The organism is Paenibacillus sp. FSL H8-0457 (assembly GCF_038051935.1).
Classification (GTDB): Bacteria; Bacillota; Bacilli; order Paenibacillales; family Paenibacillaceae; genus Paenibacillus_AQ; species Paenibacillus_AQ lautus_A.
Genome location: NZ_CP150293.1, coordinates 3,554,913 through 3,573,621 on the forward strand (window position 1 = coordinate 3,554,913; position 18,709 = coordinate 3,573,621).

Consider the following 18,709-nt stretch of genomic DNA (forward strand, 5'->3'; position numbering starts at 1 on the left):
GTCGGGGGTTTCCTATCGCGATCCATTCAACTATGGCGATAGAGGGCAATCTGCTCCCCCTGGTGACCAACTGCTTGATTTAATCTGCGATGAAATTAGTGAGATGTACCCACCAACTTTTCTCCCCCTTCCCCTTATTTCATCTAAAAAAGACAGCCGGTCACGAGACCGGCTGCCACATGGTTTATTGAGCTATAGTCTTCTTAAGCGCTGATAAAATTCGGAACAGGTCGGAAGCGGAGTTGCTCGTTCAAACCCTCTATTAATTTACTTCTTGTCAGCCTGTCCTTTTATTCTAATTGAACGATTGATCGAAGCGTGGCTTACATTGCCTGCAGCATCGGTTGCCGTTGCGGTGATGGTATACGTTCCGTTGTTCAGTCTTGTTGATTCGGCACTAAATGAACTGTTCGATTCAGCCGTTGTCGTCAACGTTGCGTTTTTTGTCGATCCCGATGAAGTGCCTGTCAATGTGATTGTCACGATGCTGCTCGGTTCTGCCGTTCCGCTTATGCTCGGAGTACGCATGTGGATTTCCGCCGACTCTGCCGGAGCTATAATAACAGGTGCTTCTGGCGCTGTAATGTCCTCGTTGACCATTAGACCCGCATATCGAGTAACAAGAAAAGGAATATCCTCGGCATCATCCAGTTCGTAGGCGTAGGGCGGATTGGTAAAAGGCGCCACGCTGTCGTAGCCCTCTGGTGTAACGGCACCCGTATCCATTAATCCGCTTGTGTTGTCATAAATATTGCCCGTAGCCGTGATGTACGCCGGTCGACGGTCGGGGTACATAAACTGGTGCGGATTTTTTACGTTCTTGAAGTAATTGTTTTCCACCAGCATCGACGCGAAGACGCCTACGCCGATGGCGTAATTGTTGTTACTGGCCGTGTAGTAGTTGTTGTAGGCGTGCGCCTGACCGAAAAGGACGCGTGGCATCCGCTGATCGGTATTGTTGGCGAACCAGTTGTGATGATAGGTTACCTTGTTCTTGCCTGTGTCGGTAGCATCATGTTCCGCGCCTCCGCCGTCCAAGCTGACCATACGGTGAGGATTATCCGGATCGGTGTAAAAGAACTTGTTCCATGAAACGGTGACGTAGTTAGTTCCTTGGGTGAGGTCCAATAAGCCGTCACTGGCATCCCAGATGTTCAAGTGATCGAACCAAAGATGATGCGAATTTCTCACGGCGATCGCGTCGGCAGGGCCGAAGATAGGCCAGATGCCTTGGAAGTTCAAGTGGCGAATAATGATGTTGCTGCTATCGTCTATGGTGATGCCGCCGCGGATGGTCGCGTACTGGTCCTCCCCCAATATCGTCTTGTTGCTGCCTACGCTGATAGGCTGAGCCCCGGATGTGATCGTTCCGGAAATGACGATGACTCTTGGTTCGTCGTCTCCAGCCAGTTGTTCCAGTTCTTCCAGCGTTGTCACCGTCCGAGGTTCGGCATCGCCGCCGCCTGTCGTCCCGCCCTGTCCATCAGCCTCCACGGAGGCCCACCCATGAAGCTCCATGGCAGGTTCCGTGTGCGGCCTTAAACTACTTTGAAGCGTCAGGGTTGCCTCATCCCAGGAGACGTCCAAGGCCATGGCTTCGGATATTTCCCGAATAGGAAGCATCCAATTGCCATCCAGAACAAATGGACGAACCTCCGATTCGATTTCCAAACCGTTCACGATCAGCTGAGTCGACTGCTGTTTGAGCCTTGCTTGACTCGGCATTGAATTAATCAGAACGGCATTCTTTTCCTCATTCCAACCAACATCAGCGCCAAATTCTTCAGCTATCATATCTACAGGTACCATGACTTGGCCGTTCGCTCTAACCGGCGGAACATCCGACTCCGCCTCTTCTCCATTGACAACAATGATTACGGGAGTCCTATCAATGTCTCGTGGTTCTTCAATTACAGGGTCTACGGGATCAATAGGAATCGGAACGTCAAGCGACTTGATTTCAATGTAGTTGATCTTAATGTTTTCCGTGGCGGAATCTTTCGGATCGAGGGTCAGTTTGCCGTCGGTCACATCCGCTTCTACCGTTTTGGAAACGTAAGTTTGTCCAATCGGTTTGACGTGTTCCCATTTGCCGTCAACTTGTTTGTTCTCGAAGATGACGGTCTCTTCAGCCAAGAGCAACAATTTTCCTTTGATTTGGTCCGGATATCGAATATCGCCTATGCTGACCGTCACTTCATACTTGCCGTTCGGAACGGCAATTTCCCAAATAATCCCTTGGCCAAATTGGTTCAAGGTTGCTAGTTTAAGATCCGGTTCGATTAAGCTGTAATCTCTGGCGGCTCCAACAATGCCTGGGGTCCATCCATACGTAAAGCCATTCCCGCGTTCGCCGTACGCATCCCCGTTGTCGGGCAGATACCCTTCTGCCGTTTGAGACCCTTTGGTCTGGAAGTCGATTTTGACCTCATCGGTTGTATCCGGATTCGTAACCGGATCTGTGAGCGGGACGATTTCGTAGGATTCCGCAGCCGGAACTGCCGTAGAGAAAATCACAATCAATGGAAGTAAGAGTGCCAGTATCAGAACCGAAACTTTTTTTGATGCCTTCATCAATAATCCCTCCGCATTCATTCATAGCCTCTCGGCATTCGCCGAGGCAGATGGGACAAGGGGTTTCTTGTACCACCAAACTTACTCTCCTCCTACTTCGTAGGGGTTTTTTTCATTAATTTCCTTTTTTCATTATGGGAAATATTCTAGAATATTTGGTCATTTTCTTCGAAAAAGCCTTGACAAATCCTTCATTTTTCCAAAATTGCGTTGTAAGGGTTCCTTTTTCAACCTATAAATCGCGATTAGAGTGCTTCTCTTGAAACCTATTTTTGTTCCGCATGCGGACTACCAAGGCTTTGTTCTTAAGCAACTTCGTACTCAGATTGGGCCCGGTATCGTCATCATCAATAAAGACTGGCCGCTTCTAGCAAAATTATGGATGACTGACCTTTCTCCCCTCACAACGTTTCTTCGAGACACTTACTCGGATCGGGGCCCTGAACCTCGAGATCCAGCATCTATGTTTCGATCCTTTTTCTTGTTCCTTTTGACCAACCCTGAAAAGGGATTAACCGAATGTGTAAATGTCTTGAAGCGGACACCTATCTATGCCATTCTTTACGGCTTCGACTATGACGATCTTCCTGTCGTCGGGACCTTCTATGAATTCTTCAGACGCTTTTGGCTTGCGGTAGGCAATAATCTTAAACCGATGAAGCAACCCAAACGCAAGAGCAAACCAAAGAAAGGGAAGAAAGGAGAGAAAGCGCCTACGGCTACACCGGGCAGAGTGAACCGTCTTGTCACATGGATGATGCGTCACGCGGATAAGAAAACACCAGGATCGCCGCAAGTGGAGATGCTCTTTGACCTGCGGGGGTACTCCGATGCCAAATACGGGCGGACATACCATACACACAGCAGCGATAATCTTCGCCTGTTTCCCAGAACCGCTCGCGGGTCGGAGAAGTGGAGGTTGATTTACAAACGCTGCACGTCCATTGAGCGTTCCAACAAGCAGGAGAAGATCGATTACAAGTTCGAATCCGGTAGGCACCGCTCGACGATGATGTGGTACATTCGCATCTACGGCATTATGACCTGCCAGCACATGTATGCCTGGTATGTAAGCCAGAAAGATGAATGGGACAAGCTGAAAGCTACCATTTGCCCTACTGTCGCTTAAGTTTTTCAAAAAAGCGTTTCGCCTAAATTGTCGAAGTCTGCCCATTCTTGAAACTGGTTTTCAATTTCCATACTTTCCAGCTCCAACTGTCTTCTTCTTCCAATTTCACCTCTAATGATGTTCCGAGAGACTATATTCATTCCTCATTCCGATTACCAAGCTTTTGTCCTCTAGCATCCACGAACCTCTTACGGTCCCGGCGTAGTCCTCATCAACAAGGATTGGCCCTCCTTTATCCCCCCCTCTAGAAGTCGTTTGTCGTCACAGACAAAAATTTGAAGATCTTTCCTTGTAAGCGCTCTATTCTTCTCATATTATACGGACTTCACAATTGAGAAACTCTAGCGGATATTGCTTAATAGTTAAAAGATTTTGCTCTTTGCGCTTTGCCCCATTCGTGCTGAGTTCGCGAACGGCATCTTATAAGAGGCGGTGCAACGTGCTCTTGGTAATTTTATAATAATTATTTTTTCGTTTTCGAAGTCGATTTTACTAACTCAACTTTCGCAGCAACAAATTAGCTTGAATACCTTGCGGCTGTAAGCGTCGAGCCATAGTTTCCGTCTTACGAATGTAGACAATATTCTGAAATTCTGTTTTCTGTTTGGGGGAATTGTCCTCGAATACATTACTAACAACAACTTTTACACGTATTCATCTGCTTTAATTCTAACCGTTTTCACGATTGTTCGTTTAATTGAATCCATCATAGAAATAACCATGTACTCACCCTAAAATGAAGATCCTGTTGAATCATAATTAAATAGTTTATTATGACCTGGACCCAAAATCAGATAGATCCAAAAACAGGGTGACATAAAGTCACCCAAAGGTTACTTTATGTCCGAAACCCAAGTTGAAATGGTCTATTAGTCATTTTTTACACCTTGATTGATTATGATGGTCATAGGGATAGTACTAGCGTAACTGACACGAATCCCCGCGTCTGAAACCGTACCCTCAACTGAAGGAACGTACTCAAATAAGCCCTGATTCCACGGAATCAGGGCTTCGTTTTTTATTGGGAATTGGATTAGGATAGAGAGCTAATGAACTCCATAATCGCCTTATTATAGTCCTCGTCCGTTAGATCTCCGAGAAGTCTCTGAAATAATAGATCCTTTTCATGAGCAGACAAAGCCGAATCTTCAAAACTCCAGGAAGCATTTACTTCACGAAAGAGATTTTCTAATCTTTCTCTAGATATTTGAGTCATGTGACACAATCCTCCCCGCTTACTCACTTGCTTGGATCAAGGATGAAGGAACTCACGACCATCTTTTGCTATATGAGCGGTCAAGGTTGGACTTACATCCTCCCATTGTAGTCTTCGCATCCCTCTCCTCTGGTTCCTTGGGTTAAGGATAACGGCATGTAACCTTTCCGGACTAGGACTCGCCCAATTGGTTGTATGATTAGGAACTAACGGTTGCTCGTAGGTATTCTTGGTTACCGTTGCGGCCTGTGGCAGGTCCCCAATGGCTTCATGAACAGTTCGCCGAATTAGCGGCGGTTCAGGGAAATCAAAAAAGAATCCTAAATCCTTTCGAATCCCTACGATAAACAAACGTTCCCGGCTTTGGGAAACCCCGAAATCAGCAGCGTTTAAAAGCCGAAACCCCATATTGTAATACCCAATGTCGGTAAAAGAAGATAGGAGCCTATATAAGGTGTCTTTGTGCTACAGAGCCATATTGGATACATTCTCTAAGAGAAATGCCATTGGTTTATTAAGAGCGATAATCCTTTGATACTTCCAAACAAGCCCCCCGGTAAGTCCTTCTGTGCGTAAATCGATCAAATCGGTCGTTCTAATGGTTACAAATGAGACTTACACCATTGAAGGTTACCCTGTTCAAAGGTATATCGGTATTGTGACCGGCGAAGTCATTATGGGCGCTAATGTAGCGAGGGACTTTCTGGCCTCCATTACCGATATTGTCGGCGGGCGCTCGGGGGCATACGAAAACAAGCTGCAGGAAGCAAGGGATGCAGCGTTTGTCGAGTGGAAGATCGAGCCGTGCGCCTGGGGGCAAACGCCATTATAGCGGTGACATCGACTATGAAGTTATTTGTGAGGGAATGCTGAGGGTGGCCGTCAGCGGAACCGCAGTAGTGGTATAGCCGATACAGTGACAATTTGCCACATTTAAAACAAAAAAGCAGCATATATGGTATTCCCCCCTCATGGTGGACAACGAAAAAGAAACACCTGTTAAGATGGACTTACGGTTGTCTGCTGGAGGGAGTTTTTTTCATGGGGAAAACAGGACGTACAAACAAGAATTATTCTAGGATGTTAAGAAGGAGGCCGTGCGGCCGGCTGGCTATTGAGGAGAACATGTTATCATACTTTTTTTACATAGGGCATTGCTAAACCGGACCGATTATGCCGGGTTTATTTTTTTATTAACGTTTACTGCCCGAACGCAACTGACGGCAGCCGAATATTTTCGTCGGCTGCCGTCCTGTCATGATTGGGCTACTGTATCCCGTTAGTTTAAAGATCATTTTCATGCTCTTCGATCCTCATGCGGGCTCGAATTAGGGAGTAAGGCGATTAGCCCGCTTTCTCCTAGTTTTTAGAGTACGCATTGCTTAACTGCCTGGGTAATCATCCATGAAGTCGAAATATCCCAGCGCTCCAATCGATACGGTCGTAAAATAGAAATACCGCTTCTCGAGCTCCTGATTCTCCTCGCTCATCTCCAGAAAACCCGGGTCTTTTATGATTTCATCATTCATAATGCCTTCTCGCCAGAAGCACAGCTCAAGTTCTTGAATGGCAAAGGAAAATCCCGTCCTCGGATCAACATCTCCGACCATTGAATAATATTTGCTAAACGTGTGGATCAAATCCTCTGCCTTGGTCGTGAAGACGTCCACACCTTGAAACAGGCAGGGAATACAGATGTTACCCGAGTATTGCGGATTTATCAGTTGAATGAACTTCACCCGGCTATTGGCATCGTATTCGAAATGTTCGCGCATAAACAGAATTTCTATATAGCTAGGATTACCGGGTATGCCATTATCAGCTCTCAAATGACCCAAACTCTGGAAAGTCCGCTCCACCTCTTCCCTGCACATCCCTAGCCGAAAAGGACCGATACCGACATGCGGCGTTATGATAATTGCGTCCACTGCAAACTCCTTTTAATGACAATTTCTAATTATTTTTCTTCTGGAATGTCAACAATAATATAGTTTTCCTTCAGATTAGTTTGAGGCAGTTCGGCTTGTTTAAAAACAACGTCATTCCAATTCTCCTTAGTGATTAAACCATATCCAGTAGAAGTAATATGAGGCATCCAGCGAAAGTTGGCGAATGTCGTATCTTTAAAATTTGGTAGGGAACCGTTCTCTTTTATAAAGGCGCGGTTTATGAAATAAAGGTTATCTTGCGTAGTGGTCTTTTCGCTAATGAAAGCTTGCCACTTAAGGTAAGCTGTGTTCTTCGTAATTTTATAATAGCGGATTACATTATTATTGACCTCGATGAATCGGTCATGGGTGTTTTCCGGAAAATAATATTGAAGACTGGATGCTTCCATAATTGGTTTAAAGTCCTCCGTGAGCTGTGATACTCTAGGAAGATTGATTGCAGCATTTCTGGCCGTGCTTAATGCACTACTCTTAACGTCCGTCAGCAGTTTCGTGCTTGGTTTTGAAACAAACGCCGTTTGGGTCTTTTGATTCCAAGTTACTGAACCGTCCAACGCTTCTGCAACAAAACGTAAGGGAATCATTGTTTTACCGTTTTGAATAAATGGAGCAGTACTTAATGAAACTGGAGATCCATTTTTTTGTGCTACTTTATTATTCATAGTCAACTGCAAGTTTGTGTCGCTCCCCTTCACTGTCGCTTGCTTAGTAGTATTATTCCAGGCAAACGTTAAGTCACCTAAACCTTTGAGTGAAGTCAGGCTAAAAAACACCTGATTGTTCTTGTTGAGAATGTCTTTTGAATCTAAGTCATTATTATTCACAACAACTTGTGTTCTTTTTAGACTTTGTACTGCTGCGGCTGCCTCATTGGTTGGAAGTATCAAAAGCGAAGAACATAGAACAGCAAAAGAAAATAATACTAATTTCTTCATCAAAAAACCTCCTGAATTTTACAGTCCATATAAGTATAAACGCAAGAAAAAACGTAAGGTTATCTCTAAATAGTGTAGATTCTTGAGAATTTCTCCACTCTTACTAAAGTTAGATATTTATCTAATCGGTAATCGGACCATCTTCTTGTCCTTTACGGCAATCGGTACAAGTTCTTGTCCTTGACTCGGGACAAGAACTTGTACCGATTAAACAAAAAAGCCGCTTAATTAGCGACTTTCAATGGGCCTATGTTCTTGTCCCTCGACATCTGTCGTAATATATACGGCTTCAAATCTGGAGTATTTGCGGTTCATCGGATGACTGGAGTTGTTTAAATGTATTCGAGAAAAGATAGAAAATTTTCAATCTCCCTAACCGTCAACTTCTCCAGTGTTTCTAAATCTACCATTAATAAAAATATTGAACAACTATAAGACCAACAATAATAACAATAGTTAATACTAAAGTGCCTTTCCAACCTAAATCGACTATACTATACCGAGCCCTACTATTTCCGTGATTCATATGACCAAATGGATTATTTTCCAATTCTTCTTGTCTTAGTCTTTCTCTTGTTCTTTCAGGAGTTTCATAATCTTTGCTCATTGCTTACCTACCCCCTAGGTTAATAATTTTAATTAGATATCCAATACCAATTTATTGATGCAGTAGTATAATTATAACATTATTATGTTATTTAATGGGATTTAATTGAACATTGAATAGATCTTAAACTATCCTGTTAAAACGTCCGCTAGCTGCAAAAGCATTTAGCCGGATATTCCTGTCTCAATTCTTCGATGATCTCGCAACGAATGGCTTTGCTCGTCACTCCCGGTGTTGATTTGGATACAGCTTTTTTAGGTATGCGATCTCCGCCTTTAAGGCTATTTCTTCTTCAAGACGGGTAAGCTTTGTCTTCGGCCGTCCTTTATGAAAGGCTTCTTGCTCTATAGCTCTACCTTCTTGCTGCCATTTCACCCATACCTCAACTTGTATCTTATTCCGAATCCCCAGTCGCCTAGCCACCTCTCGATAGGACATGTTCTCTTCAATAGCCAGCCGCATGGCATCCTTCTTAACTTCCTCATTTATTTGTACGCCTGTTTTCCCCATAAAAAAACCCCCTCCAGCAGACAACATGTAAGTTCATCTTAACAGATGTCTTCGTTGTCTATCATGAGGGGATAATACTAATTCAGGGGCTTCTAATGTTGCTATGTTTTTGTCACCCGTCATCTCTTTATGACATCAGACACCAGTTGGTTGATTGAGTACAACTGAGTTCCATAACGGTCTTAAATCGGATATTCATTCAACCCAATAAATGCTTCGTCATAATTATCAAAAAAATTTACAGATTCTTTTGTGTTGGATTGTTGCAAATCATTCATTATCTCCCCTTCTTCAAGAAGAAACACAATTGCAATACTTTGATTCAGAATGGTTTCATTGAAGAACTTATCTTTCCATGTTTTTTGAATGGAAAAATGATCTAGAGTGTACCCTTTTCTATCCACCAACAATTTGTATTGCCGACCCTCGGAAATGAATTGCTGGCAAACCTTCTCGAAGCCGTTATACCATTCATTAACATCATCTGTTTTAATCTTACCAATTAGATGGGTAACAATGATATCCCCTGAAACTGTTGTGCTGATATTCTGTTCACTCAACTTGGAATCATCTCCCTTAGTTACAATTATGGATAAGGAGCTTCATAAAAGCAATAAGTAGACCTTCTTGATGTTCGGCGCATGCTCTTCAATAAGCGGCGTTAAATCGATCAATGCGCCAGCGTCCTTCAGCTTGCCCACGCTGCCTTTGGCCGAAACGATGTCCGGATATTCGTTGTTTGCCACCATCAGCGCGAACATATCCGTGTCATTAACGCTTATCGGAAATTGAGCTTTCATCGAGATGCCGGTTTTTTCCGTGATGAGCTTGCCGACATCGCTTTGCATGCCGTCCCAAAGCGGGTTATTGTCCCCTGCTGCATATGTGATCGTCATGGGCGCGAGTTCTTTGTTCGGCGATGCGTCAGGACTGCCTGAGCTATCGGAGTCCGATCCGTTGCTGCAGCCGCTGGCTGCAAGAAGTGCTCCGATCATTAAAAGGCATGTCACTATTCCTGTGCTGGCCTTCATGAAATCCCCCCACTTTAAGAATCTATGATGTTTCCAATGAAAATGTCGTGGCCTTGGAAGGAGACCTTTGATCGAAGAGGGGGAAGCTGCTACATATTTCTTGAATTTGCTATGGAAATAATCCACATTGGGATAACCTACGAGCTCCGAGACCTCATAGACCTTGTACCCTTCCCTGAGGAGCCGGATCGCTTGCTGAATACGGACCTTATCCAAGAAGGTATGGAAGGAATCGCCCGTATGCTGCTTGAACATTCTGCCCAAATATCCTTTGTTGTAATTGTACATCTCCGCCAGCGTCTCCAGCTTTAGATTTTCATGGTAATGCCGCTGGATAAAATCCATCACTTGCTTGACCACGGGTAGGTTTCCGTTCGCCCCCAGCCTTCCCGCCAGCTCGGCGAGCTGGGAATAGGCCGCGCTCATCACCCTATCGTAATGCGCGTGCTGATAAAGCTCGGCCAGCAGGGGCGCATATTCTTGGATATCGACGCATTGATGGAGAGCAGCCAACTTGCTTAGCGCGACGGACAACACTTTGGCCAGGCCGGTCTTGATCGCGGTTTCGGAAGAATCGTATGCCACGAGTGCCTTTCCCGCTTCCTCAAGCGTCTCCGCCACCCCCTCGCGTCTGCCTAGATCCAGCATATAGAACAGCTTGGTTGCGAATGCCTCCAGATCCGGAGCAGCATACCTGACCATGTTCTTGTCCCCCGACACTTGTCCCTCAACAAAGATCAAGGCTGCTGCTTGCCATTTGTGCTGGACCGTACGGCATTATAGCCACTCAACCGACGAAAAGAAAAAAGACTGTAATGTAAAAAAAGCCGCATTTTATGCGACTCTGAAAGTATTTATGTTCTTGTCGTCTGACAATACCATGGATATTCTAATAAAAATCAAAATTAGTATTTCACTATCCTACCCGTTGCCCCTCTCGGGCCACCACAGAGATTTCCTCAAGTTCTACTTAAAAATTTATAATCACCTTCCCTTTTGGACGCCCAGTAGCGACCAGTTCTAATGCTTCATTGATTTCTCCTATAGAAAATCGTCTATGATGAAGCGGTGGAACAATGTTGTATTCTTCAATGACGTTGGTTATCTCTTTTAATTGTGCACCGTCAGAGCGCACGAAGATAAATCGGTATTCCACGTCGCGCTTCTTGGCTTTGTTGTCGTATTTTGCGCCAGCAAGCGAAAAAAGTTTCTGTTTCCACCAAGGGAAGTTATTGTCTTCAGCGAATCGTTTATTGGGTCCTGTACGGAGAGAGAGCAATTTACCACCTGGTTTAATGACTTTTAATTCATTATCGAATTCTTTGGCTCCCAAGGTATCAATCACATAATCGACATTCGACAACAAGTCAACATAGTTTTCCTTTGTGTAATCCAAATATCGGTCAGCACCGATTTCCAAAGTACGTTCTCGCGCTTGCGAGTTACCACTAACAATGACATTTAATCCCATTGCCTTTGCAATTGGGACAGCCATCTGACCAAAGCTACCCGATCCACCTGGAATAAAAACCGATTTACCCGGTCGTGCCTCAAGTTCTTCATGCAGGCCTTGATAGGCTGTAAGTCCAGTTAACGCTGCAGCAGCAGCTTCTTCATAGGATAAATTTTTTGGCATAGGTGCAATTGCAGCAGCGTCAATTGCGGCATATTCAGCAAAAGCGCCAATTTTTTTCAATGGCAGACGTGTATAAATTTCATCTCCTGCATAAAACTCCTTCACATTTTTACCTACTTTTTCAATAACCCCTGCCAATTCATTACCAAGCGTCAATGGGAATTTATAATCTTGAATCAACTTCACGCTACCTGTGATAATTAACATTTCGAGTGGATTGACTGCCGCAGATTTTACTCTTACTAAAACTTCGTTATCAGTAATTTCTGGAATTGCAATATCATTGACTTGAGCTTGGATTTCTTTTGAATACTTGGCAATTTGTGCTGCCTTCATGTGTGTATTCATTAAAAATCAGCATCCTTCCGTTAGTGGACATTGTTGGTTTCTTGCTGTACTTGAAACTCAAAAATGCATAGAATAAAACCAATTTATGGCGTACAATTTTTCAATTGTACGCCATTTCAGTATGACCTTATTGCTGATTTACAATCTAATCTATAACCTTACCTTGTATTTACTCCTGTTGTGATTTTAATTCTTCCATTGTTGGATAGTCTGTATAACCCACGCCTCCGTTACCCGCGTATAATGTTTTAGGATCAACTTCATTTAAAGGAAATCCTTTTTTAAGACGTTCCACTAAAACCGAATTAGCTAATGACCAAACACCAACTGGAACCACATCAGCAATGCCATTATCAATATCTACGCTAATTTCTTCAAGTGCCCGTCCTGCTCGATTAACCAGTAATGAATTTGTCCACATCGAACGAATTTCACGGAGCAGCGTTTCGTTCCCTAAATGCATAACATGTAGGTATGCTAAATTGTACTTAGATAATTCTTTTACAAGATGGAGATAAACCTCAGGTCCTTGATCACCTTCATCAATCCCACCAAGAGGTGTTCCAGGTGAGATACGGAAGCCGGTTCTTTCTGCTCCAATTTCTTCAACGACTGCTTTCGTTACGTCGATTGCAAAGCGAGCGCGGTTCTCCACAGATCCACCGTATTTATCGATTCGTTTATTTGAATTTTCACCAATAAATTGATTGATTAAGTATCCGTTGGCTCCATGAATTTCAACACCATCAGCTCCTGCTTTAATTGCTGCTGCGGCTGCTTTACGGAAGTCTGAAATAGTAGTTTGAATATCTTCTTCACTTAATTCTCGTGGGACGGGTATTTCCTGCATTCCGTTAGCAGTAAACATTTCTACACCAGGTGCAATCGCTGAAGGTGCAACTGCTTGACGATGATGTGGAGTATTGTCTGGATGTGACATACGACCGACATGCATTAATTGTATGAACATGAATCCGCCAGCATTATGCACTTCATCCGTAACTTTTTTCCAACCTTCAATATGCTTTTCAGTATAGATACCTGGTGAATTTAAATAACCTTGCCCATCCTCAGATGGTTGGGTACCTTCACTAATGATGAATCCCATAGATGCTCTTTGAGCATAATAAAGGGAACTCAGTTCACCCGGCGTACCATCTTCTTGTGCTCTACTCCGTGTCATGGGTGCCATCGCTAAACGATGAGGCAATTCCAAATTACCAATTTTTGTTTTACTCCATAATTTTTCCATTCCCAAAACTCCGCTTCAATTATTATGTTCCATTCCCTCATTGCTCCACTCTATCCTGCACCGCTCTGACTGCTCAGGTCATCAGTTTGCGCGGTAGCAACCGCGGCAGAAATGCCATAAACCAGTTATCCTCTACCTGTGATTATTAACATCTTACCGCGCATAAATTGACGATATCCTTCGTCGGCCATTTGACCGACTTCCATGACGCCGCTCATAAACAATTTTGAAGAGGCCAGCCCCGCACGATCGACAAAGCCAGTCGCTGTGGTCCGAGACAGAGTGCTGCAAAGCCCCGCCGGTACAACTCAACTCTCCAATGCTTCAGTGAACGATAGCAAATACGCCTTGTTGCATAGTAAACCGCCATTAGAGGTCCCGGAAAAAAAGCAACCAACCAAGCCAAAGCCTGCATTATTAACGAGGTAGAGTTGACTGCACTCCCTTTTTCTTAGGAGAGCTGAGGGTATAGCACAGCTATACCACCGGCCAGGCTCCTTTGGATCATGCGACTTGAATCGTCCGCAACAATTTCAAGGCTATCCGATTCGATACCATCAATCGCAATTTTTGCAATATCGGCAGGGTTGGATTTGGGAACTTCTAAGCCCGACGTCATGTCGGTCTCCATGTAGCCCACATGTAATCCAGCTACTCGCACATTGTGAGGATACAGATTTAAACGCAGGTCGTTCGTCAATGCCCATTCTGCTGCCTTAGCAGCTGTATAAGCGCCTACAGTTCCCGAACTAACCCAAGATAATGCCGAAAGAATATTCAGAATCGAACCACCGCCGTTCTTTTCTAGAATTGGTGCAAAAGTGCGAACCATGGAAAGTGTGCCAAAAAAATGCGTATTAAACTCCAAATGTATTTGGTCAAGATCACCGTCAAGCAAGGAAGCGCCTGTAGACGATCCCGCATTGTTGATTAACAGTGTGATATCCTTAGCAACCTTAGCAGCTGCGGCTACCTCTTGAGGGTTCGTAATATCAAGCTTCATAGGTATTACACCTGGAATATCAATGGCTTCTGGATTTCTAGCACCAGCATACACCTTAGCCCCTCTGGATAGAAGTTCAAGTGTTAGTTCTCGGCCAAGGCCTCTGTTTGCACCAGAGACAAATGCGATTTGTTCAGAAATTTTCATTTTAGGCTACTCCTTTGTCATTTAGTTTGGGTACATAGAATTGGGTTGTAGGGAGCTGGAATTGTATGAGAACGATCATTCTAGAATGAATGTAAGAATAATTCCTTCATGTAGAGAACATTGTTAACTCACCATGTAGGAATTATCATTCATAAAACTATTTTGGAGTGATAAGCTTCAGAACACTCAGCCTAAACTAACAATAAGAAAACTCATACTAACGATATTGAATTATTTAGTTATAAGTTTTATGGATATATTAGCTGTTTGGCGTAGTTTTTCTTTGGATATGGAGGTTCTTGTCATTACTCTCAACCCAACACATACTGCATGTAGATGTTCTGCCAATTCTCCGGCATCGTAATCTGAAGTGAATTCACCATTCCGCTGCCCCCATAGAATAATATCCTTAAACAATTGCTCTGATAATGTAAACGATTCAGTGGACTTGGAATCCACATCGGCATCACGCATTGCCAATTCCACAGCCGAATTCACCATTAAACAGCCAGAAGGTGAGTCCTCTTCACCATCTATCATTGAATTAATTATCAACTGAATAGCTTCCGCAGCAGTCTCCGAGCGTTTTACTACTCCTGAGAGCTCCGTATTAATTTTAGCGCGAAATCGATCCATAGCTTTCAGAAACAGCGTATGCTTGTCGCCAAATGTGTCGTACAAACTTCTCCGATGGATTCCCATATGCTCAACCAGATCCGTCAAAGATGTCTTTTCATAACCTTGTTCCCAAAACAGCTTCATCGCCTTATCCAGTACAACGCTCTCCTCAAATTCTTTGCTTCTTGCCATTCCATTTCCCTCCTCCCATTGTTAATTTAACATATTGAGAACGATCAGTAAAGAAAACAAAAACATAATCCTCATACCAATTCTTATCTGCTGTAGTGATACCACCTATCATTCAAATTACTATGTTTTTGTCACCCAACAATGAGATATGAACCTATAAGCAGCCGATCACATTTATCGGCTACCAGTCCACTTGCTCTTATCTTAATATTTTTTTGGTTATTTAAACTATCCTGCCCGTTAGCTTAATGAGTTTGCATGGAAACATAGTTAGATACTTATCTAATCGGTAATCGGCTCATGTTCTTGTCCTTTTCGGCAATCGGTACAAGTTCTTGTCCTTGGCTCGGTACAAGAACTTGTACCGATAAAACAAAAAAGCCGCTAATTAGCGACTTTTAATGGGCTCATGTTCTTGTCCCTCCACAAGTTTGTCCCTGCATTCCATTCCCACCGGAATCGGTCCGTCGTACTCTCTTGATACCGGCATCCCTTAAAAGTATCCCTTTTGTCCATTCTGGTAGAACCATCCTGCGGTCTGGCCCAATTGTTCTGGAAGTGTAAGATTGGACATACTTTCCAACGTGCCGCTATCTCGTCACAGGATCGTCCACCTTGCCAGAATTCCCCATAACTTGATGATGTGATATCCCAGATCCCAATAAACTTGTGCGCTGGAATATACTCTACTTTGATCTCTGCCTGTTGCAAATGTACTTTGCTCATCTCATCCCGCTCCTTGATCAAATAATGATAAGGCGAGAACACTCCAGACGAATGGCTAATGGAATGGGTCTGGGGGCTTTCTGATAGGCTGCGGGACTAAGCTGAAAAGCCTTGGTGAATGCTCTCGTAAATGCCTCTTGCGAAGAGAATCCATACTTAACGGCAATATCCAGTACCCGTTGGTCCGTATCGCGGAGCTCCAAGGCGGCACGACTAATTCTCCGGGTCCAGACGTAATCCCGTAATGTCATCCCGGTCAATTGATTAAACTGCCTTGAACAATAATAAGGGGAGTACCCGAACTGTTCCGACATCTTCAGCAGCGATGAACTTTCCGTTAAATTGGCTTCCACCCAATCCACCATATGCTGTACCATTTCATTCCATTCATACACTGGAAGTCCTCCCTCCTTTCACTTCGATCATATCACCGGCGTATATTGCATTTTTGATTTGAGTTGCACAACAAAAACTTGCCGTTACTTATGGATAAGGTTCACCGGAATTAATATTCAACTATCCTGCTCGTTAGCTTAACGAATTTGCATGGAAACATAGTTAGATACTTATCTAATCGGTATTCGGATCAAGTTCTTGTCCACGGATCGGGACAAGAACTTGTACCGATAAAACAAAAATGCCGCTCAATTAGCGACTTTCAATGGGACTATGTTCTTGTCCCCCGACATTTATATATATTTGCTGCATTCTTCCCTTACTTTCCGCCTCATAATGATTAACAATCTCATCAATCACTTTTTCCACGTCACACGCCACCTGAAAACAGCATAACACCCCGGTTCAATATTCTTCCACATGTTTAATCCTCTCATTTCTCTCTTTTAACCATGACAACGAAATTACTTTGCTAACGTAGACACCGTCGTGTTCATAAAGAACTAACGATACCCGTTAGCTCAGTATCAGCACCGAAAACCCATTACTTACAATGTTGTTTTTTTGAGTAAGACTAATTCAAAAATAAGTGAATCTCTATCAGGGTAATCATATTGAATTGGCAAATCCTCTTTTGCAATCTCCTTAAATCCAACCTTTTTGTAAAAGCTGTGTGACCTAGTGGCTTTGGAAGGAGTGTCCAAAATCACCTTAGAAAACCCATGTTTCTGCGCAAAATCAAGCAAAGCTTCGTAGAGTCCCGTTCCTATCCCAAACTCTTTACCACGGTAATCTTTATAAACAAAAAATTTCTTTAGTACGGCAACCTCGTTAGTTTTCTTTTGCAAACCGATAGAGCCTACAACCTCATCGTTATCGTTTAACGCTACCCAAAAGTTACCCCCATCCTTAATATAATACGATTGAATATCTAGTATATCTGGTTGTTCTTCGACACTAATCCCTACACCATATTCGACATTCTGTACATGCAATATTAGTTTAATGACCTCTTCTTTATACCTATCAGAATAAACCGTAATCATTTTAATAACTCCTTTCAGGTTTTTTTATAACAGAATACATCTTTTTGTTTTGTAAATGAAACTATTGAGCTAATCTGCCCGTTAGTTTAATCAAAGGGCGTCAACCGCCGTCGATGAAATCATATCGGGAATGTAACCATGTTCTTGTCATCCGTCGGGAATGTTATCAAGTTCTTGTCATTGTGTTTTGACAAGAACTTGATAACATAAATATAAAAAGCTGTGTAATCAGCGGCTTCTAAAGTTACTATGTTTTTGTCACCCGACATGAAATTGCATGGAAACGTTAACATCGATTTGTAGGGGATACACCAATTTCTGGTAAACCAAAACTTCTTTCGCCATCTCATTCCCACCCGTAGGAATCATTCGATCATTCCCATTCTCTCGTATCCCGTTAGCGTAATAAGCTATTGATTTCAACAGAAATCATGATTCATGATGTAGCAATGCTTCTGCGTGAATAACATTGTCAACAAGGAAAGAACATTCTTCAAGTGATGAGCCTTTCTCCAAATCGTCACATAGCCAAATTGCAGTTTCCACATAGAGACAGAGCTTAAGTATTTTGCTCGGAATATCAAGTTGCTTAGCTAAGTCACATAATAACTCTTCAATTTTTTGATGCTTCTCTGGTGATAATGTATCGCTGAACTCATTTAATATAAAACGTGAAATATCAAATATAGGGTCACCAATTACTCCTTTAGGGTCAATTATGGTGTATTCGAAATAATATTCCCATGATGAAGGTCACCATGAAGCAGCATCTTACGAGGATATAAAGCAGAAACCGACAAACATATTTCTTTTGCTTTTTCTATGTGTTTGAATAGTTCCATGCAGTCCTCTCGCTTGCTTAGATAGTTCACGCTCTTATCTACCCATTCTATATAAGTAGGATATTGAGCGGTTCTAATTGGGGCGATATGTAAATCCGTTAAAAAGTGAACAAAATATAGATATTCGTTCTTCATATCCATTTCCGTGGAACAATGAATCACCAGGCTGTATGCATTCTTCAAGGATAATACCGTTCTCTACGTCAGACTCATAAACTTTGCACAATCGTCTGCCGTTATATTCACAAAGAGTATTGTACTCAGTTATTACTTCTTTTCTTGGCTTACCTACTTTTAAGACTGTATTTCCATAAAGCTCAGAACGGCATTTAAAAACGCAATTAGCAGAATATGAATGTACAAATTCAAAATCATACAATTTCCACTTTTCGGTGTATGTTACGATATCGCGTAATACCTTTTCATAAAAGCTTTCTCCAAAACGACTGATGATTTTCTCGGTTTCGTCCTGTTTAAAATAAGACATACCACGTTCCTTCTTCCAGTCCTCGTTCACCGTATCCCTCCAAATCTATATGATTATTCTTTTCC

At 43.0% G+C, this 18,709-nt stretch carries 15 protein-coding genes and 2 pseudogenes; 2 read left to right on the forward strand and 15 right to left on the reverse strand.

Annotated elements, in window-relative coordinates; genetic code table 11:
* Window positions 1–267: 267 nt before the first annotated feature.
* A complete protein-coding gene (locus MHI43_RS15660; protein ID WP_162164394.1) occupies window positions 268–2,574 on the reverse strand; it encodes a stalk domain-containing protein in 2,307 nt (768 codons plus the stop codon).
* Between the two features lie 532 nt (window positions 2,575–3,106).
* Here MHI43_RS15660 and MHI43_RS15665 point away from each other — a divergent pair.
* Complete coding sequence (locus tag MHI43_RS15665; RefSeq protein WP_235201788.1) at window positions 3,107–3,703, forward strand: hypothetical protein; 597 nt, start codon at window positions 3,107–3,109, stop codon at window positions 3,701–3,703.
* Between the two features lie 1,252 nt (window positions 3,704–4,955).
* Here MHI43_RS15665 and MHI43_RS15670 read toward each other — a convergent pair.
* A pseudogene (locus MHI43_RS15670) lies at window positions 4,956–5,426 on the reverse strand (DNA cytosine methyltransferase).
* 91 nt (window positions 5,427–5,517) lie between these two features.
* Between MHI43_RS15670 and MHI43_RS15675 the strand changes: the two are divergent.
* Window positions 5,518–5,827, forward strand: a pseudogene (locus MHI43_RS15675) (YbjQ family protein).
* 474 nt (window positions 5,828–6,301) lie between these two features.
* On the opposite strand, the gene MHI43_RS15680 reads toward MHI43_RS15675, so the two are convergent.
* The 13 genes from MHI43_RS15680 to MHI43_RS15740 form a co-directional block, all read right to left on the reverse strand.
* The gene (locus MHI43_RS15680; protein WP_015735306.1) at window positions 6,302–6,847 is read right to left on the reverse strand and encodes a hypothetical protein; all 546 of its coding nucleotides are present in this window, start codon (window positions 6,845–6,847) and stop codon (window positions 6,302–6,304) included.
* Between the two features lie 29 nt (window positions 6,848–6,876).
* Window positions 6,877–7,803 carry a copper amine oxidase N-terminal domain-containing protein gene (locus tag MHI43_RS15685; protein ID WP_015735307.1) on the reverse strand — a complete coding sequence of 309 codons (927 nt, stop codon included), beginning with the start codon at window positions 7,801–7,803 and terminating at the stop codon, window positions 6,877–6,879.
* Between the two features lie 409 nt (window positions 7,804–8,212).
* On the reverse strand, window positions 8,213–8,410 hold the full coding sequence (locus tag MHI43_RS15690) for a DUF6366 family protein (protein WP_036662945.1): 198 nt from the start codon (window positions 8,408–8,410) through the stop codon (window positions 8,213–8,215).
* 222 nt (window positions 8,411–8,632) lie between these two features.
* Complete coding sequence (locus MHI43_RS15695) at window positions 8,633–8,920, reverse strand: helix-turn-helix domain-containing protein (protein ID WP_015735308.1); 288 nt, start codon at window positions 8,918–8,920, stop codon at window positions 8,633–8,635.
* A gap of 182 nt (window positions 8,921–9,102) precedes the next feature.
* Complete coding sequence (locus MHI43_RS15700) at window positions 9,103–9,510, reverse strand: hypothetical protein (RefSeq protein WP_081746302.1); 408 nt, start codon at window positions 9,508–9,510, stop codon at window positions 9,103–9,105.
* A gap of 12 nt (window positions 9,511–9,522) precedes the next feature.
* Entirely contained in the window at window positions 9,523–10,653 is a 1,131-nt protein-coding gene (locus MHI43_RS15705; protein ID WP_235201787.1) for a helix-turn-helix domain-containing protein, read from the reverse strand.
* A gap of 268 nt (window positions 10,654–10,921) precedes the next feature.
* A complete protein-coding gene (locus MHI43_RS15710) occupies window positions 10,922–11,935 on the reverse strand; it encodes an NADP-dependent oxidoreductase (RefSeq protein WP_015735311.1) in 1,014 nt (337 codons plus the stop codon).
* Between the two features lie 169 nt (window positions 11,936–12,104).
* Window positions 12,105–13,187: an alkene reductase gene (locus MHI43_RS15715; protein WP_015735312.1), complete on the reverse strand. Its 1,083-nt coding sequence runs from the start codon at window positions 13,185–13,187 to the stop codon at window positions 12,105–12,107.
* Between the two features lie 451 nt (window positions 13,188–13,638).
* Window positions 13,639–14,337, reverse strand: coding sequence for an SDR family oxidoreductase (locus MHI43_RS15720; protein ID WP_015735313.1), 699 nt, complete (start codon window positions 14,335–14,337; stop codon window positions 13,639–13,641).
* Between the two features lie 231 nt (window positions 14,338–14,568).
* Window positions 14,569–15,147 (reverse strand): TetR/AcrR family transcriptional regulator, encoded by a 579-nt coding sequence (locus MHI43_RS15725; RefSeq protein WP_015735314.1) that lies wholly within the window; start codon window positions 15,145–15,147, stop codon window positions 14,569–14,571.
* Window positions 15,148–15,890: 743 nt separating this feature from the next.
* Window positions 15,891–16,268, reverse strand: a complete 378-nt coding sequence (locus tag MHI43_RS15730; protein WP_015735316.1) for an AraC family transcriptional regulator — start codon at window positions 16,266–16,268, stop codon at window positions 15,891–15,893.
* A gap of 549 nt (window positions 16,269–16,817) precedes the next feature.
* The gene (locus MHI43_RS15735; protein WP_036662942.1) at window positions 16,818–17,315 is read right to left on the reverse strand and encodes a GNAT family N-acetyltransferase; all 498 of its coding nucleotides are present in this window, start codon (window positions 17,313–17,315) and stop codon (window positions 16,818–16,820) included.
* A 915-nt stretch (window positions 17,316–18,230) separates the two neighbouring features.
* Window positions 18,231–18,674, reverse strand: a complete 444-nt coding sequence (locus MHI43_RS15740; protein ID WP_015735319.1) for a hypothetical protein — start codon at window positions 18,672–18,674, stop codon at window positions 18,231–18,233.
* Window positions 18,675–18,709 lie beyond the last annotated feature (35 nt).

Coding starts and splice junctions, on each gene's coding strand:
- MHI43_RS15660 (WP_162164394.1), bottom strand. CDS start 2,574: ATGAAGGCATCAAAAAAAGTTTCGGTTCTGATACTGGCACTCTTACTT.
- MHI43_RS15685 (WP_015735307.1), bottom strand. CDS start 7,803: ATGAAGAAATTAGTATTATTTTCTTTTGCTGTTCTATGTTCTTCGCTT.
- MHI43_RS15690 (WP_036662945.1), bottom strand. CDS start 8,410: ATGAGCAAAGATTATGAAACTCCTGAAAGAACAAGAGAAAGACTAAGA.
- MHI43_RS15695 (WP_015735308.1), bottom strand. CDS start 8,920: ATGGGGAAAACAGGCGTACAAATAAATGAGGAAGTTAAGAAGGATGCC.
- MHI43_RS15705 (WP_235201787.1), bottom strand. CDS start 10,653: ATGGTCAGGTATGCTGCTCCGGATCTGGAGGCATTCGCAACCAAGCTG.
- MHI43_RS15710 (WP_015735311.1), bottom strand. CDS start 11,935: ATGAATACACACATGAAGGCAGCACAAATTGCCAAGTATTCAAAAGAA.
- MHI43_RS15715 (WP_015735312.1), bottom strand. CDS start 13,187: ATGGAAAAATTATGGAGTAAAACAAAAATTGGTAATTTGGAATTGCCT.
- MHI43_RS15720 (WP_015735313.1), bottom strand. CDS start 14,337: ATGAAAATTTCTGAACAAATCGCATTTGTCTCTGGTGCAAACAGAGGC.
- MHI43_RS15725 (WP_015735314.1), bottom strand. CDS start 15,147: ATGGCAAGAAGCAAAGAATTTGAGGAGAGCGTTGTACTGGATAAGGCG.
- MHI43_RS15735 (WP_036662942.1), bottom strand. CDS start 17,315: ATGATTACGGTTTATTCTGATAGGTATAAAGAAGAGGTCATTAAACTA.